The organism is Agrococcus sp. SL85, from assembly GCF_026625845.1.
Taxonomy (GTDB): Bacteria; Actinomycetota; Actinomycetes; order Actinomycetales; family Microbacteriaceae; genus Agrococcus.
In genome coordinates this window covers 1,405,692-1,421,253 of record NZ_CP113066.1, presented here as the reverse complement: position 1 = coordinate 1,421,253, position 15,562 = coordinate 1,405,692, and the positions used below count along the sequence as shown (strand labels likewise).

General features: G+C 73.1%; 15 protein-coding genes, 1 tRNA gene and 2 pseudogenes. 10 read left to right on the top strand and 8 right to left on the bottom strand.

The window, feature by feature from the left end; genetic code table 11:
- The first annotated feature begins 84 nt into the window (after positions 1-84).
- Positions 85-747 carry a response regulator gene (locus OVA14_RS06975; RefSeq protein ID WP_267503212.1) on the top strand — a complete coding sequence of 221 codons (663 nt, stop codon included), beginning with the start codon at positions 85-87 and terminating at the stop codon, positions 745-747.
- Here OVA14_RS06975 and OVA14_RS06970 read toward each other — a convergent pair.
- Positions 707-946, bottom strand: coding sequence for a hypothetical protein (locus OVA14_RS06970; RefSeq protein ID WP_267503211.1), 240 nt, complete (start codon positions 944-946; stop codon positions 707-709). The genes OVA14_RS06975 and OVA14_RS06970 overlap by 41 nt on opposite strands.
- A 203-nt stretch (positions 947-1,149) precedes the next feature.
- Between OVA14_RS06970 and OVA14_RS06965 the strand changes: the two genes are divergently transcribed.
- From OVA14_RS06965 to acs, 5 genes and pseudogenes are all read left to right on the top strand, one after another.
- Positions 1,150-1,323: a hypothetical protein gene (locus tag OVA14_RS06965; protein WP_267503210.1), complete on the top strand. Its 174-nt coding sequence runs from the start codon at positions 1,150-1,152 to the stop codon at positions 1,321-1,323.
- A 65-nt stretch (positions 1,324-1,388) separates the two neighbouring features.
- Entirely contained in the window at positions 1,389-1,964 is a 576-nt protein-coding gene (locus OVA14_RS06960) for a PH domain-containing protein (protein WP_267503209.1), read from the top strand.
- A pseudogene (locus OVA14_RS13820) lies at positions 1,957-2,367 on the top strand (PH domain-containing protein); the annotation flags it as partial. The gene OVA14_RS06960 and the pseudogene OVA14_RS13820, both read left to right, overlap by 8 nt.
- A 658-nt stretch (positions 2,368-3,025) precedes the next feature.
- A complete protein-coding gene (locus tag OVA14_RS06955; protein ID WP_267503208.1) occupies positions 3,026-3,427 on the top strand; it encodes a hypothetical protein in 402 nt (133 codons plus the stop codon).
- 89 nt (positions 3,428-3,516) lie between these two features.
- Positions 3,517-5,460 (top strand): acetate--CoA ligase, encoded by a 1,944-nt coding sequence (gene acs, locus OVA14_RS06950; protein WP_267503207.1) that lies wholly within the window; start codon positions 3,517-3,519, stop codon positions 5,458-5,460.
- Between the two features lie 58 nt (positions 5,461-5,518).
- Here the strand turns inward: acs and OVA14_RS06945 are convergent, their stop codons facing one another.
- Both OVA14_RS06945 and OVA14_RS06940 read right to left on the bottom strand, forming a co-directional pair.
- Positions 5,519-5,959, bottom strand: a complete 441-nt coding sequence (locus OVA14_RS06945; RefSeq protein ID WP_420710646.1) for a RidA family protein — start codon at positions 5,957-5,959, stop codon at positions 5,519-5,521.
- Between the two features lie 14 nt (positions 5,960-5,973).
- Positions 5,974-6,141 (bottom strand): hypothetical protein, encoded by a 168-nt coding sequence (locus tag OVA14_RS06940; RefSeq protein ID WP_267503205.1) that lies wholly within the window; start codon positions 6,139-6,141, stop codon positions 5,974-5,976.
- A 48-nt stretch (positions 6,142-6,189) separates the two neighbouring features.
- Between OVA14_RS06940 and OVA14_RS06935 the strand changes: the two genes are divergently transcribed.
- From OVA14_RS06935 to OVA14_RS06925, 3 genes are all read left to right on the top strand, one after another.
- Entirely contained in the window at positions 6,190-8,757 is a 2,568-nt protein-coding gene (locus OVA14_RS06935) for a transglycosylase domain-containing protein (protein WP_267503204.1), read from the top strand.
- Positions 8,744-9,688 carry a metallophosphoesterase gene (locus OVA14_RS06930; protein ID WP_420710645.1) on the top strand — a complete coding sequence of 315 codons (945 nt, stop codon included), beginning with the start codon at positions 8,744-8,746 and terminating at the stop codon, positions 9,686-9,688. The genes OVA14_RS06935 and OVA14_RS06930 overlap by 14 nt, the downstream gene beginning before the upstream one ends.
- 43 nt (positions 9,689-9,731) lie before the next feature.
- Positions 9,732-9,805: transfer RNA gene (locus OVA14_RS06925), tRNA-Pro, on the top strand.
- A gap of 114 nt (positions 9,806-9,919) precedes the next feature.
- Here the strand turns inward: OVA14_RS06925 and OVA14_RS06920 are convergent.
- Entirely contained in the window at positions 9,920-10,513 is a 594-nt protein-coding gene (locus OVA14_RS06920) for a thymidine kinase (RefSeq protein WP_267503202.1), read from the bottom strand.
- A gap of 49 nt (positions 10,514-10,562) precedes the next feature.
- The gene (locus tag OVA14_RS06915) at positions 10,563-10,811 is read right to left on the bottom strand and encodes a LuxR C-terminal-related transcriptional regulator (protein ID WP_267503201.1); all 249 of its coding nucleotides are present in this window, start codon (positions 10,809-10,811) and stop codon (positions 10,563-10,565) included.
- Between the two features lie 115 nt (positions 10,812-10,926).
- Between OVA14_RS06915 and OVA14_RS06910 the strand changes: the two genes are divergently transcribed.
- Positions 10,927-11,205, top strand: a complete 279-nt coding sequence (locus OVA14_RS06910; protein ID WP_267503200.1) for a hypothetical protein — start codon at positions 10,927-10,929, stop codon at positions 11,203-11,205.
- Here the strand turns inward: OVA14_RS06910 and OVA14_RS06905 are convergent.
- The 3 genes and pseudogenes from OVA14_RS06905 to OVA14_RS06895 form a co-directional block, all read right to left on the bottom strand.
- On the bottom strand, positions 11,202-12,722 hold the full coding sequence (locus OVA14_RS06905; RefSeq protein ID WP_267503199.1) for a malate:quinone oxidoreductase: 1,521 nt from the start codon (positions 12,720-12,722) through the stop codon (positions 11,202-11,204). The genes OVA14_RS06910 and OVA14_RS06905 overlap by 4 nt on opposite strands.
- 485 nt (positions 12,723-13,207) lie before the next feature.
- On the bottom strand, positions 13,208-14,284 hold the full coding sequence (locus tag OVA14_RS06900) for an aspartate-semialdehyde dehydrogenase (protein WP_267503198.1): 1,077 nt from the start codon (positions 14,282-14,284) through the stop codon (positions 13,208-13,210).
- A pseudogene (locus OVA14_RS06895) lies at positions 14,281-15,557 on the bottom strand (aspartate kinase). Before OVA14_RS06895 ends, OVA14_RS06900 begins: the two are co-directional and overlap by 4 nt.
- Between the last annotated feature and the right edge of the window lie 5 nt (positions 15,558-15,562).

The window sequence follows — 15,562 nt, the reverse complement described above, 5'->3', positions numbered from 1 at the left end:
TCGTCGTCAGGAGCCGAGCGCACGCCCTCCGAACGTCTCGATCGACCCGCGACGTTCGGCCAGTCGCGCCGTACACTCTCCCCCATGTCGCCCATCCGCGTGCTGATCGTCGACGACGAGGCGCTGATGCGCCATGCGCTCGGCGTGTTCGTGAGCAGCGCCGACGACATGGTCGTGGCGGGCGAGGCGGCGGACGGCGCCGCGGCGGTCCGCGCGTGCGGGACGCTCAGGCCCGACGTGGTCCTCATGGACATGCAGATGCCGGTCATGAACGGCGCCGACGCGACCCGCGCCGTCCTCGAGGCGCACCCCGGGACGAGGGTGATCGCGCTCACGACCTTCACCTCCGAGCGCTTCCTGATCCCCGCGCTGCGCGCCGGCGCCACCGCATACCTCGTGAAGGACACGGAGCCGGACGAGCTCGTCGCGGCGATCCGCGACGTGCACGAGGGCTCCTACGTCATCTCGCCGCAGGTGACGCGCGAGCTCGTCGAGACCGTCTCGCAGGGGCCGGCGGCGCGCGTCCCCGAGCCGCTGCACAGCTCCGAGCAGCTGTCGGAGCGCGAGCTGGACATCGTGCGGCTGCTCGCGCGGGGGCTCTCGAACGCCGAGATCGCCGGGGAGCTCCACGTCTCGGAGGCCACCGTCAAGACCCATCTGGGCCGCGTCATGGCGAAGTGGGGCGTGCGCGATCGCGTGCAGACGCTCATCCGTGCGGCGAAGGCCGATCTGGTCCGCTTCCACTGACGCGATCGCGGGCCGAGGCCCGGCGAGCGAGCACGGCACGGGTGACGATCGCCGCGAGGAGCCCGAGCCCCACGGCGATCGCGATCCGCCCGGGCAGCGCGATGCCCTCGGCCGCGCCGAGCGCGATCGTCGCGATGGTGATGACGGCGAGCATGACGGCCGTGGCGACGGTGTCCGCGCGCTGCTTGGGAGTGCTCATGCCCACGACGCTACGCGGATCGCCCCGCGCAGCCGCCCTCCGAACGTCGTGCTCGGGATCGACCTTCGGTCAGCGACGTCGAGACGGTCGGCGCGCGCGACGGACCCGAACGGTCGATCCGCGCGCCGCAGGCCCGCTCCTAGCGTCCTCGACATGGCCCGGCCGACCGGTCGGGTCGCACCAAGAGGAGAGAGGAGCCACCGATGGCATTCCTTCGCTTCGTCGCCTGGCTGGGCAAGCAGGCATGGAAGTACGGCAAGAAGATCCCCGCGATGGTGCGATGGGCCTGGAGCCACCGCAGCACCATCACCCGCTGGCTGGAGATCGGTGTCACCTACGGCACCATCGCCGGCTGGATCTGGAACGCGATCACGTGATCCTCGTCCTGCCGGTCCCGTCGCCGCGCGATGGGACCGGCAGGACGCGCCCCGCAGGGAGCTCGATGCGTACAATCCCCACTGACAGCGCCAGCCGCGGCCGAGCGGCGACCGGCGCGCGGATCCAGGAGGCGGTCGTCATCCCACAGCCGATCGCGCCGCCGACTGCCGGGGAGCCCGGGGCCCACGCGCTCCCCCCTGCCGCGCTCGGCTACGAGATCGCGCGCAGCGCGATCGCGATCGGCGCCGCGGCCGTCGTCGCGGCCGCCGCCGTCCTGCTCCTGGCGCCCGAGCCCGCGAGGCCGCCGCTGCTGGCCGCGGTCGCTGCGCTCGCGGCCGTCGGCGGAGCCGTCGACCTGCTGGTCCTCGACCGCATCCGCGTCCGCTCGACCAGCTGGACCGCGACCGAGGACTTCGTCTACATCGCCTCCGGTCGGCTCGTGCGCCGCTCGGTGCTCGTGCCCGTGCCGCAGGTGCTGGGCGTCGAGGTCGCGGTGGGGCCGCTCCTGCGCCGCGCCGGACTCGTGCGCGTGCGCTTCGTCACGATCGGCGACGGCGTCGAGATCTCCGCCGTCACGGCCGAGCAGGCCGCCTCGATCCGCGGGACGGTGCTCGGGCAGCGGGGCGTCGCCGATGCATGAGGAGCGCCTCCCGCCCAGCTGGATCCTCGCGAGCTGCCTGGGCCACCTGCCGAGCATCGTCGGCCTGACCGCCGCAGGTGTCGTCGCGACCGCGAACCCCGGCGTCTGGCCCGGCACCGCCGCATGGTGGGTGCTCGGGCCGCTCCTGCTCCTCCGGCTCCTCGACCCCTGGTACGAGATCGCCTCCTTCCGCGCGTCCGCCGATGCTGAGCGGCTGACGGTCCGCACCGGCCTCCTGCAGCACCGGACGCGCTCGATCCGCTGGGCGGACGCCAGGACCGTCACGGTGGACACGCCGTGGAACCTGCGGCTGCTCGGGCTTGCACGGATGACCGTGGCGCAGGGCGGCAGCGACGAGACCCGCCTCGAGCTGCCGGCCGTCACGGTCGAGCGGCGCGCAGCGCTGGAGGCCTACCTCGCGGCGCGCGACGGGTCGCGCGTCGACGACGTCGCACCGACCTCGACGCCCGAGGAGGCAGACCGTCCAGCGGGCGGCGACGCGGCGAGCCCCGCGGACGGCGTGCCCGTGCATCGCGCGAGCGTCGGCGAGCTCGCGGTCGCGAGCCTCGTGCTCGGGCGCTTCGTCCTCGCCGGCGCCGGTCTTGCGTACGCCGGATGGGAGCTCCTGGGCACCCTCGGCCTGACCGAAGCCGCGGTCCGGACGGGGTCCCTGCCGATCGTGCTCGCCGTCGCCGCGGTCGTGCTGCTGCTCGGGATCCCTGCGACGGTCCTCCGCTACTGGGACCTCGAGGTCCGCGCGCTGCCGGGCGGCGGGCTCCGGCTGTCCTACGGCCTGCTCGCCCACCGCGTCCGACGGGTCGATCCGGGCGCGATCGTCGGCGTCGAGGTGCGTCGCAACGTCGTCGAGATGCTGCTGGGCAGGGCTCGGCTGGGCCTGCTCACGACCGACAGCGCGAGCCAGCTCGGCACGAACCTCCTGCTGCCCTCGCTCCCGCTCGCGACGGTCCGCGACGTCCTCGGTCGGCTCCCGGATCGGCGCTGGGCGGGGCTGCGCGTCCCGGATCGGCCGGCCGTGGGCCTCGCGCTCCTGCAGGCTCCTCGTGCTCGCGGCCGTCGCGGGCGGCGGCGCCGTCGCCGGGGCGAGCCTCGGCGCGCGCCCGTGGCTCGTCGCGCTCATCGCGCTCATCGCGCTGGGCCTCACCTGGCTCGCGGGCAGCATCCTCGGCACCCGGATCGAGGCCGCGCAGACGGACGGCGTGATCTCGGGCACGACCCGGCTCGCCGGCGAACGGCGCCGGGCGCTCGACGCCGGCGCCGTGCACGTCGTCCGGCGGCTCGGACCCGTCGGGCACGGCGGCGTCACCCGGCTGCTCTTCTACGCCGGTCGCGCCCGGGCCCTCACCGCCGCGCGCGTCCGCCGCGCCGACCTCGCCGCGCTGCAGGCGATGGTCGTCCTGGCCGGACCGGCCGCCGCGGCGCGCCGTGCCTCGGTCGGTCGCTGAGCGCGCTCCACAGGCGCGCAACGCGGCGCAACCTCGCGCGCAGGCCTCCCGGCTAGGCTCCAGACCGACGACGACGTCAGGAGGAGCCCTTGTCCGACCGCATCGACCACCTGCTCACCGAGTCCCGCCGCTTCGCGCCGCCCGAGGCGCTCGCGCGCGACTCGGCCACGACGAGCGAGCTCTACGAGCGGGCGGGCGCCGACCGCCTCGGCTTCTGGGCCGAACAGGCCCGCGAGCTCCAGTGGGCGACGCCGTTCACCGAGGTGCTCGACTGGCAGCCGCCCCACGCGCGCTGGTTCCACGACGGCACCCTCAACGTGGCCGTCAACTGCCTCGACCGCCACGTGGAGGCCGGCGACGGCGAGCGCGTCGCGCTGCACTGGGAGGGCGAGCCGGGCGACCGCCGCACGATCACTTACGCCGAGATGACCGCCGAGGTCAAGCGCCTCGCGAACGTGCTCACCGGCCTCGGGGTGCGCGCGGGCGACCGCGTCGCGATCTACCTGCCGATGCTGCCGGAGGCCGTGGCGGCGATGCTCGCGTGCGCCCGCATCGGCGCCGTGCACACCGCCGTCTTCGGCGGCTTCTCGCCCTCGAACCTCCGCAGCCGCATCGACGACGCGGGCGCGTCGCTCGTCATCACGACCGACGGCGCGTGGCGCAAGGGCAAGGTCTTCCCGCTGAAGCCCACGGTCGACGAGGCGCTCCGCGAGCCCGGCCACGGGGTGACGAAGGTGCTCGTCGTGCAGCGCGGCGAGAACGAGATCGACTGGGACGAGAGCCGCGACGTCTGGTACCACGAGGCCATGGCCGAGGCCGAGGCCGAGCACGTGGCCGAGGCCTTCCCCGCCGAGCACCCGCTCTTCATCCTCTACACCTCCGGCACCACGGGGAAGCCGAAGGGCATCCTCCACACGAGCGCCGGCTACCTCACGCAGACCTCATTCACGCACCGCCACGTGTTCGACCTCAAGCCCGAGACCGACGTCTACTGGTGCACCGCCGACATCGGCTGGGTCACCGGCCACAGCTACATCGTCTACGGGCCGATGGCGAACGGCACGACGCAGGTGATGCACGAGGGCACGTTCGACACCCCCACCCCCGAGCGCCCGTGGCAGATCATCGAGCGCTACGGCGTGACGATCTTCTATACGGCGCCCACGGCCATCCGCACCTTCATGAAGCTCGGCCGCCAGCACACGCAGTCGAGCGATCTGTCGAGCCTGCGCGTGCTCGGCACGGTGGGCGAGCCCATCAACCCGGAGGCATGGATGTGGTACCGCGACGTGATCGGCGGCGGCACGACCCCCGTCATGGACACGTGGTGGCAGACCGAGACCGGCGCCATCATGATCTCCGGCCTCGCCTCGGTCACGTCGCTGAAGCCCGGCAGCGCGCAGGTGCCGACCCCCGGCATCGACATCGACGTCGTCGACGAGTCCGGCACGCCGGTCGGCGACGGCGACGGCGGCCTGCTCGTGGCGACCTCGCCGTGGCCGTCGATGCTGCGCACCATCTGGGGCGACGACGACCGCTACCGCGAGACCTACTGGGAGAAGTTCGGCGACCGGTACTTCGCGGGCGACGGCGCCCGCAAGGACGACGACGGCGAGATCTGGCTGCTCGGCCGAGTCGACGACGTCATGAACGTCTCGGGCCACCGCCTCTCGACGGCCGAGATCGAGTCGTCGCTCGTCGCGCACGAAACGACGGCGGAGGCCGCAGTCGTGGGCGCCAGCGACGAGACGACGGGCCAGGCCGTCGTCGCCTTCGTGATCCTGAAGTCGCGGTTCGCCGACGCGCTGAGCGTCGAGGAGTCGGAGGACGTGCTGCGGAAGCACGTCGCCGGCGACATCGGCGCGATCGCCCGCCCGCGGCAGGTCTTCATCGTGCCCGACCTCCCGAAGACGCGCTCCGGCAAGATCATGCGGCGCCTGCTGCGCGACCTCGCCGAGGGCCGCGAGCTCGGCGACACGACGACGCTCGCCGACCAGGGCGTCGTTGACGCCATCCGCTCGCAGCTGCGCTGACCCAGGAGACGACGGAGGGCCCGGGAGCGATCCCGGACCTTCCGTCGTGCGCGGCGGGTCAGGCGAACTCGGCGATGACCTCGACCTCGACGGGCGCGCCGAGCGGCAGCGCCGCGACGCCCACCGCGGAGCGGGCGTGGGCGCCCGCCTCGCCGAAGATCTCGCCCAGCAGCTCGCTCGCGCCGTTGACGACGCCGGGCTGCCCGGTGAAGCCCGGGGCGGAGGCGACGAAGCCCGTCACCTTCACGATGCGGGTGATGCGGTCGAGCGAGCCGATCTCGGCGTCGATCGCCGCGAGCGCGTTGAGCACGCACCGGCGGGCGTCGTCGTGCGCCTCGTCGGCCGAGACCTCGGCGCCCACGAGGCCCGTGCGGCGCAGCGCGCCGTCCACCATCGGCAGCTGGCCGGAGGTGTGCACGAGGTGGCCGGATGCCACGGCCGGCACGTAGGCCGCGACGGGCTTCGCGACCGGCGGGAGCACGAGGCCGAGCTCCGCCATGCGGGCGACCGCGCTCACGCGTCCACCTCGATCGGTCGCTTGAGGAACGCGACGAGGCCACCCTCGGGACCGTTCGCGACGTGCACGAGCTCCCAGCCGTCGGCGCCCCAGGTGTTCAGGATCGCCGTCTCGCGGTGGATGAGCAGCGGCGTCGTCGCGTACTCCCAGGTCGTCTTCGCCATCGTCGGGGGCCTCAGCTCTCATAGGTCGGTGCCGTACCCTCGTATGCTATGGCCGCCACCAAGCACAAGCCAGGAAGCCTCCTCGGGTCGCTCCTCGGGCTCATCGGGTTCAGCGCCGTCGCCGGCGTCCTGGTCTCGGCGACCCTGACGCCCGCGCTCGCTGTCGCATCGAGCGCGACGACCTCGGGGCTCGACCTGTTCGAGAGCCTGCCCTCGTACGCGCAGATCACCCAGCAGGCGGAGCGCAACCGCATCTACGGCGTGCGCGACGGCCAGCCGGTCGAGATCGCGCAGTTCTACAACCAGGATCGTCAGATCCTCACGTGGGAGCAGGTGCCGAGGACGGCCGTCGACGCGCTCGTCGCGGGCGAGGACCGCCGCTTCTACACGCACGGGGGCGTCGACGCGCCCTCGGTCGTGCGGGCCGGCCTCTCGCAGCTCGGCTTCGGCGGCGACTCGGGCGCCTCCACGCTCACGATGCAGCTCGTGCGGCAGCAGATCGCGATGGACGCGTACATCCGCGGCGACGACGAGACCTACGCGCAGCAGTACGAGCAGAGCTACCAGCGCAAGCTCGCCGAGATGCGCCTCGCGATCGGCCTCGAGCAGCGGTACACGAAGAACGAGATCGTGCTCGCGTACCTCAACATCGCGAACTTCGGCGGCAACGTCTACGGCATCGAGTCGGGCGCGCAGCGCATCTTCGGCAAGCCGGCCGCGCAGCTCTCGGCGGCCGAGGCCGCGTCGCTCATCGCGACGGTGCAGAACCCGTCGACCCGGAACCTGTTCAACGCCGACAACTGGCCGCGCAACCAGGAGCGCCGCGACTTCATCCTGCGCGGGATGGCCTCCGAGGGCTACATCACCGCCGAGGAGCGCGATGCGGCGCTCGCGATCCCGGTCGACGACGCCTTCGTCAACGTGCAGCCGCCGAACAACGGCTGCATCTCGGGCTACGACTCGACGCGCTTCTTCTGCGACTACGTGCAGCGCACGCTGCAGCAGGAGCAGGAGGACGGCAGCTACATCCTCGGCGCATCGAAGGAGGACAACGCGGCCGCGCTCTTCCAGGGTGGCCTGCGCGTCTACACCTCCATCGACGTCGACCTCAACGACGCCGTGCAGGAGCTCGTCGACACGAACGTCCCGAACACCGAGGAGCGCTGGCGCTCGGGCGGCGCGGTCACGCAGCTCGAGGTCAGCACCGGCCGCATCCTCACGATGGTCCAGAACAAGGACTACTTCAACGGCGAGGGCGCGCCGTACACCGCGACGAGCGTGAACTTCAACGCCGACTACGCCCTCGGCCGCTCCGGCGGATTCCAGCCGGGCTCGGGGTTCAAGATCTTCACGCTCGCGCAGTGGATCATCGACGGCCACTCGGTCAACGAGCAGGTCGACGCGACCCGCGAGCAGTGGAACACGGGCGACTTCCGCGCGAGCTGCGTCGAGGGCGGCGTGCTGCGCTTCAACGAGTACGACCCGCAGAACAACGAGGGCAACGAGTACCGGCGCATGACGCCGACGCAGATCATGGTGAACTCGGTCAACACGGGCACCATGCGGATGGCGAGCGAGCTCGACTACTGCGACATCGTGAACACGGCGCGCGCCATGGGCGCGTCGCCCGCGAACGGCGGCGACTGGGAGTACCAGCCCTCCGGCATCATCGGCGGCGCGGGCAACGTGACGCCCATGGGCATGGCCGAGGCGTTCGCGACGATCGCGAACGGCGGCGTGCACTGCGAGCCGCGCGCCATCGACCGCATCATCGCGCGCGACGGCAGCGAGATCCAGCCGCCCGGGCAGCAGTGCCAGGAGGCGCTGAGCCCCGAGGTGGCGTCCGTCATGCAGCTCGTGCTCGAGGAGGTGACGGAGCGCAACCCGCTGAACAACCCTGCCGGCTCCACGCCCGTCATCTCGAAGACCGGCACGACGAACGGCGTCGTGCAGACTTGGGTCAACGGGGCGAGCCCCGCGGTCGCGACGTCCGTCTGGGTCGGCAACATCGTCGGCAACGTCTCGCTGCAGGATCGCTGGAACGTGCGCTCGACGGTCTTCCGCGGCGCGATGGCCGAGGCGATCGCGCGCTACCCCGGCGGGCAGTTCCTCGACCCCGACCAGGACACGGTCGACGGCGACGGCGACGCGAGCGCGCTGCCGGACGTCGCGGGAGAGCCCGTGGCCGATGCGCAGGCGACGCTCGAGGCCGCCGGCTACACGGTGCAGGTCGCGGACCCGATCGAGGGCATCCAGGCGCAGGGCGCCGTCGAGTACACGGCTCCCGGCGCGGGCACCCTCGTCTCGCCCTCGACGCCGATCATCCTGTACCCGTCGAACGGCGGCCTCGCCGCGCAGCCCTCGTCCCCGCCCTCCGGCGAGAGCGACCAGACATGGCCCGACCTCGTGGGCCAGGCGCTCGCCGACGCCCGCGGCACCGTCGAGGGGGCAGGCTTCGACCCCGCGAGCATCCAGGTGACGTGGCAGGACCACGGCGAGGCGAACCTCTGCACCGTGCTCGCGCAGAACCCGCTGCCGGGCTCGCCCGGCGCCGCGGCCGACCCGATCTCGGTGGTCGTGGGCACGAACGCGAGCGGCGGCGATCCTGGCTGCTAGCAGGGCGCTCGGGGCGGTCGTCGGCGGGGTCCTCGCCGCCGGCGCCGCCGTGGCCGCCTACGCGACCGCGATCGAGCCGCGCGCCTTCCGCATCCGCACCGAGACCCTGCCGATCCTGCCCGCGGGCGCTCGGCCGATCACGGTGCTGCACCTCGCCGACATCCACCTCGCGCCGTGGCAGGAGGCGAAGCTCGACTGGCTCCAGGGCCTCGCGACGGTCGAGCCCGACCTCGTCGTCAACACCGGCGACAGTCTCGGGCACCGCGACGCGCTGCCGGTGCTGGCCGACGCGCTCGAGGTCTTCCGCGGCGTGCCCGGGTTCTTCGTGCACGGCTCGAACGACGTCTACGGCCCCGAGATGAAGAACCCGCTCCGCTACTTCGGCGGGCCGTCGCAGCTCGGCAGGGACGCCCCCGCCGAGCGGCTCGACACCGCCGGCCTCGAGCGCGCGTTCGAGGACCTCGGCTGGCTCGACCTCAACAACGCCGCGCGCGCGGTCGAGGTGCGCGGCACCACCGTCGCGGGCTTCGGCGTCTCCGACGCCCACCGGGGCTGGGACCGCCTCGACGAGACCGAGGCCGCGCTCTCGCGGATGCGCAAGTCGCTCGGCGACGCGCCGCGGGTGACGCTCGGCGTCACGCACTCCCCCTACCGCCGCATCCTCGACGCGTTCGTCGACCTCGGCGCCGACGCGATCCTCGCCGGCCACACGCACGGCGGCCAGGTGCGGGTGCCGGGTGGGCACGCGATCGTCACGAACTGCGACGTCCCGCGCGCCCAGGCATCCGGCCTCTCGCGCTGGTCGCACGAGGGCCGCTCGGCGCCGCTCACGGTGTCGCAGGGCATCGGCGCGTCGATCTTCGCGCCGTTCCGGCTGGGCACGCCCCCGGAGGCCGTGGTCGTGTCGCTCGTGCCCCGCGCGATCGGGTAGACTGGCCAGGTTGCACGGACGGGGCCCGCCCCGACAGGTGCGACGGGGTGTGGCGCAGCTTGGTAGCGCGCGTCGTTCGGGACGACGAGGTCGCAGGTTCAAATCCTGTCACCCCGACCGCAGAGGCCCCCGCCATCCGGCGGGGGCCTCTTCCATGTCCGGGCCCCGCGTCCGGGCCCATCGGCCCCGCGCGCTGATGCGGCTCAGGCGAGTCGGCCCAGGCGAGCCAGCTCAGGCGAGCCGCCCGCCCGACTCCTGCAGGTAGCACGCGGCGCACAGCGACTCGTAGTGCACCTCGACGCCGTCGATCGCGACCTGGTCGCCGTCGAAGACGAAGGTGTCGCCGATGCGCCGGCCGTTGAAGAGCGCCTTCCTCCCGCACCGGCAGATGGTCTTCAGCTCCTCGAGCGAGTGCGCGATCTCGAGCAGGCGGCGCGAGCCCGGGAACGCGTGGGTGCGGAAGTCGGTGCGGATGCCGTACGCGAGCACCGGCACGCCGTGCTCGACCGCGAGCCGCAGCAGCTCGTCGACCTGCAGCGGCTGCAGGAACTGCGCCTCGTCGACGAGGAGGCACGCCACGGGCTCCGGCGCCGTCGCCGCGGCCTCCTCGAACAGCGCCTCCACGGAGTCCCCGGCGCCGATGAGCACGTCGACCTCGCGGGTGACGCCGAGGCGCGAGACGACGTCCCGCTCGCCCTTGGTGTCGGTCGCAGGCTTCGCCAGCAGCACGCGCTGACCGCGCTCCTCGTAGTTGAAGGCCGCCTGGAGCAGGCCCGTCGACTTGCCGGAGTTCATCGCCCCGTATCGGAAGTACAGCTTCGCCACGCGTCCATCCTGCCCGCTCGCGCGGCTGCGAGCGTCCACGGCGGCGACGCTAGAGGATGCCGTCCTCCTCGGCGCGCACGATGAGCTCGGCGCGCTTGCCCGCGGGCCGGTCGAGCGCCGCGTACTTCGCGCGCACGCGCCGCAGGAAGGTCTTCGCCGTCTCGTACCCGACCTGCATCTCGGCCGCCACCTGCACGGTCGTGCGGCCCTGCACGTAGTACGCGAGCGCGCGGCGCTCGCGGGGCGAGAGCCGCGGGCGGCGGGGCTCGGAGGGCGGGTGCGGGCCGCGCGAGGGCACGGGCCTGCGGGCGCTCGCCAGGCTGGGCGACGACCTCCGCGACCGGTGCGCCGGAGCCGACCACGACGGCGCCGGCATCGTCGAGCTCGGCCGCGAGCTGATCGTCGACCTCGGCGTGGACGACGACGACGGCACCCGCCGCGAGGGCGGTGCGCGCGTGCGCGAGGAGCGCGGCACCCGGCTCCTCCGCGAGCACGACGGCGTCGCCGGGGAAGCCAGAGGCGGTCACGAGGTCGGTGAATCGCGCCTCGATCGAGTCGAGCCTCAGGCCCGGATCCTCCGCGATGGCGGCGCGGAGGGCATCGCCCACCGCGCCGGTGGCGACGGCGGTGACGCTGCGTGGTGCACGGTCCGATGGAGCTTCCGTGGCAGACATGGTGGGTCCTGGGGCTAGGGGGACGCGGCGCCCGCAGCCGCAGGGTGGAGCTCAGGCGCCGACTCATCGCTGAGGCGGAGCGTTCGGGCGGTTCGCGCGAGGCTCTCGCGGGCCGCTGCGCGGTCCTCGTTGAGCTTCGTGCCATAGCTGGGGATCAGCTCGCGGATCGTGCCCTGCCACCGCGGCATGTGCTCGGGGAAGCAGCGCTCGAGGATCGTGAGCATGATGTGGACGGCGGTCGAGGCGCCGGGCGAGGCGCCGAGGAGGCCAGCGATCGTGCCCTCGCCGCCCGTGACGACCTCGGTGCCGAACTGCAGCACGCCGCCCTTCTCGGCGTCGCGCTTCATCACCTGCACGCGCTGGCCCGCGGTGATGAGGCGCCAGTCCTCGTCGCGCGCGTTGGGCATGAACTCGCGCAGCGCGTCGAGCCGCTGCTGCCGGGAGGCGAAGACCTCGCCGGCCAGGTACGAGACGAGCGGGAGGTTCGCGAGCCCCGCGCGGATCATCGGGTACAGGTTGTGCCCCTTGATCGTCTCGAACATGTCGGTGTAGCTGCCGGTCTTCAGGTACTTGGGGCTGAAGCCCGCGTAGGGGCCGAAGAGCAGGCTCGTCTCGCCGTCCACGACGCGCGTGTCGAGGTGCGGCACCGACATGGGCGGGGCGCCGACGCTCGCCTTGCCGTAGACCTTCGCGGTGTGGCGCGCCACGACCTCGGGGTTGTCGGTGCGCAGGAACGCGCCCGTGATCGGGAAGCCCGCGAAGCCCTTGGCCTCGGGGATGCGCGACTGCTGCAGCAGCTTGAGCGCGCCGCCGCCGGCGCCCACGAAGACGAAGCGCGCGCGGATCTCGGCGCGCGACTGGCCGATCTCGCGCTTGAGCTTCAGGCGCCAGGTGCCGTCCTGCTGGCGGCGCAGGCCCGTGACCGCGACGCTCGTGTGCACCTTCGCGCCGGCCTCCTGGATGCGTCCCAGCAGCAGGCGCGTGAGCGCGCCGAAGTCGACGTCGGTGCCCTCGGTGGCCCGCGTCGCCGCGATGGGCTGCGACTTCGCGCGGCCCGGGATGAGCGTCGGCGCCCAGCCGCGGATGACCTCGGCGTCCTCCGAGAACTCCATGCCCTCGAAGAGCGGCTCCTCCTTGAGGAGCTCCCAGCGACGGCGCAGGTAGTCGACGTTCGCCTCGCCCCACACGAACGTCATGTGCGGCGTGGCCGAGATGAAGGCGGTCGGGTCGGGCAGGGTGCCGTCCTCGACGAACGAGGCCCAGAGCTGGCGCGAGAGCTGGAACTGCTCGTTGATGTCGACGGCCTTCGCGGTCGACAGCTGCCCCTCGGGGCCCTCGGGCATGTAGTTGAGCTCGCACAGCGCCGCGTGGCCCGTGCCCGCGTTGTTCCAGGGGTTCGACGACTCCTGCCCCACCTCGGGCAGGCGCTCGAAGACTTCGATCGACCACGACGGCTCCAGGCGGTTGAGGAGGGCGCCGAGCGTCGCGCTCATGATGCCTCCGCCGATCAGGGCCACGTCGATGGTCTTGGTCACGCAGTCGATCCTACGCTTCCACGATCGAACGGTCTGACAGCCGACTGGCGACTCGCAGGGTCCGGGCCTAGCATGATGGCTCCGCCGACCCGCATGAAGGGGGCCGCTGCACCATGGGCATCCAGGACGCCGCGCGCAGACGACTGACCGACGCCGCCCGAAAGCTCCGCGCCGCCGCCGGCCGAGCGGCTGCCGGCTCGGAGCGCGCCGGCATCGCCCTCGGAGAGGCCGCCGCCACGCTGCGCCACCGGCTGGCCGACCGCCGTCGCCGCGCCGCGCAGGGGCCGGAGCGGACGGTCGACGGCAGCTCCGTCGTCAGCGAGTGGTGGGCTCCGAGCGCCCGGCTCGAGGCCGAAGCGGCGCGGGCGACCGATCCGGCCTCGCCGCTCGGACCGGAGGAGGGCCCGGACGAGGGGCCGACGGGGACGGGGCGCTGAGCCCGACGACGATCGACGTGGAGCGCGCGCCTGCGCGCTCCGACAGGCTCAGCCCAGGCGGTGCGCCACGAGCTCCGCGAGCTGCACCGCGTTGAGCGCCGCGCCCTTCCGGAGGTTGTCGTTGGCGACGAAGAGCACGAGGCCGTGCCCGGGCTCCGCCGACTGATCGGCGCGGATGCGGCCCACGAGCGAGGGGTCGGCGCCGGCCGCCCGCAGCGGCGTCGGCACGTCGACGAGCGCGACGCCGGGCGCGTGCTCGAGCAGCGCGCGGGCGTCCTCGGGGCTCAGCTCGCGCTCGAACTCGGCGTGGATCGCGAGCGAGTGGCCCGTGAACACGGGCACGCGCACGCACGTGCCCGCGACGCGCAGCTCGGGGCGCTCGAGGATCTTGCGCGACTCGTTGCGCAGCTTCTGCTCCTCGTCGGTCTCGGCGGAGCCGTCGTCGACGATCGAGCCCGCGAGCGGCAGCACGTTGTGCGCGATGGGCTGCGCGTAGACGCCCGGCTCGCCCGGGTCGACCGCCGCGCCGTCGTGCGCGAGGCGCTCCGGCTGCTGGTCCGCGGTGCGCTCGAGCTGCCCGCGCAGCTCCTCGACGCCCTTGAGGCCGGAGCCCGACACCGCCTGGTAGGTCGCGACGACGAGGCGCACGAGACCTGCCTCGCGGTCGAGCGGCTTCAGCACCGGCATGGCGGCCATCGTCGTGCAGTTGGGGTTCGCGATGATGCCCTTGACCGCGCCCGCGATGGCGTGCGGGTTGACCTCGGAGACCACGAGCGGCACCTCCGGATCCATGCGCCAGGCAGAGGAGTTGTCGATGACGACGACGCCGGCCTCGGCGAACCGGGGTGCGAGCGCCCTCGAGGTGGCGCCGCCGGCGGAGAAGATGGCGACGTCGAGGCCCGTCGGGTCGGCCGCCTCGGCGTCCTCGACCACGATCTCGCGGCCCTGGAAGCCGATCGTCGAGCCGGCCGAGCGCGCGGAGGCGAACAGCCGCAGCTCCTCGAGCGGCACGCCGCGCTCGGCGAGCAGGCGCAGCACGACGCCGCCGACCTGGCCCGTGGCGCCCACGACGCCGAGGCGCAGCGCGCGGGGCTCGCCCGCCTCCTCCGCCAGCCGGCGGATCATCGGCCCGTCCCTGCGTGCACGACGGCGTCCTGCTCGGCATCGAGCTCGAAGGCCGAATGCACGACCCGCACAGCGTCGACGAGCTGGTCGGCGCTCGTGACGACCGAGATCCGGATCTCGGAGGTCGAGATCATCTCGATGTTGATGCCGGCCTCCGAGAGCGCGCGGAACAGCCGCGCCGAGACGCCCGCGTTCGTGCGCATCCCCGCGCCCACGAGCGCGAGCTTGCCGATCTGGTCGTCGTGCTGGAGGTGCTGGTAGCCGACCTCCTCGCGGTGGGCCTCGAGCGCCTGCAGCACAGCGCCCGCCTCCTCCTTCGGCAGCGTGAAGGAGATGTCGGTGCGACCGGTCGCCGCCGCCGAGACGTTCTGCACGATCATGTCGAGGTTCGCACCGGTCTCGGCGACGATCGTGAAGATGCGCGCGGCCGTGCCGGGCACGTCGGGCACGCCGACGATCGTGACCTTCGCCTCGGAGAGGTCGTGGGCCACGCCCACGATCATCGGCTCTTCCATCGCGGCTCCCGCTCTCTCTGGGTCGTAGACGATCGTGCCCTCGTCGTTCGTGAACGACGAGCGCACGTGGAGGGTCACGCCGTGGCGGCGCGCGTACTCGACGCTGCGGATGTGGAGCACCTTCGCGCCCGCGGCGGCCAGCTCGAGCATCTCCTCGCTCGTGATGCGCCCCACCTTGCGGGCGCGCGGCACGATGCGCGGGTCGGCGCTGAAGACTCCGTCGACGTCGGTGTAGATCTCGCAGACGTCGGCCTATCGAGCGCCGCGGCGAGCGCGACGGCCGAGGTGTCGGAGCCGCCGCGGCCGAGCGTCGTGATGTCGCCCGTGACCTTGTTGAAGCCCGCGAAGCCCTGCACGATCGCGATCTGGCCCTCGTCGAGCGCCTGGCGCACTCGGCCGGGGGTCACCGAGACGATGCGGGCCGAGCCGTGGCGGTCGTCGGTGAGCATGCCGGCCTGGCTGCCCGTGAACGAGACGGCCTCGGCGCCCTGCGACTTGATCGCCATCGCGAGCAGCGCCATCGAGATGCGCTCCCCCGCGGTGAGCAGCATGTCGAGCTCGCGGCCGCCGGCGGGCAGGCCGGGCACGACGGCGCGGGCGAGGTCGAGGAGCTCGTCGGTGGTGTCGCCCATGGCCGAGACGACCACGACCACGTCGTCGCCGCGCTTGCGCGTCTCGACGATGCGCTTCGCGACGCGCTTGATGCTCTCGGCGTCGGCCACGCTCGACCCGCCGAACTTCTGCACGATGAGGCTCACACCGC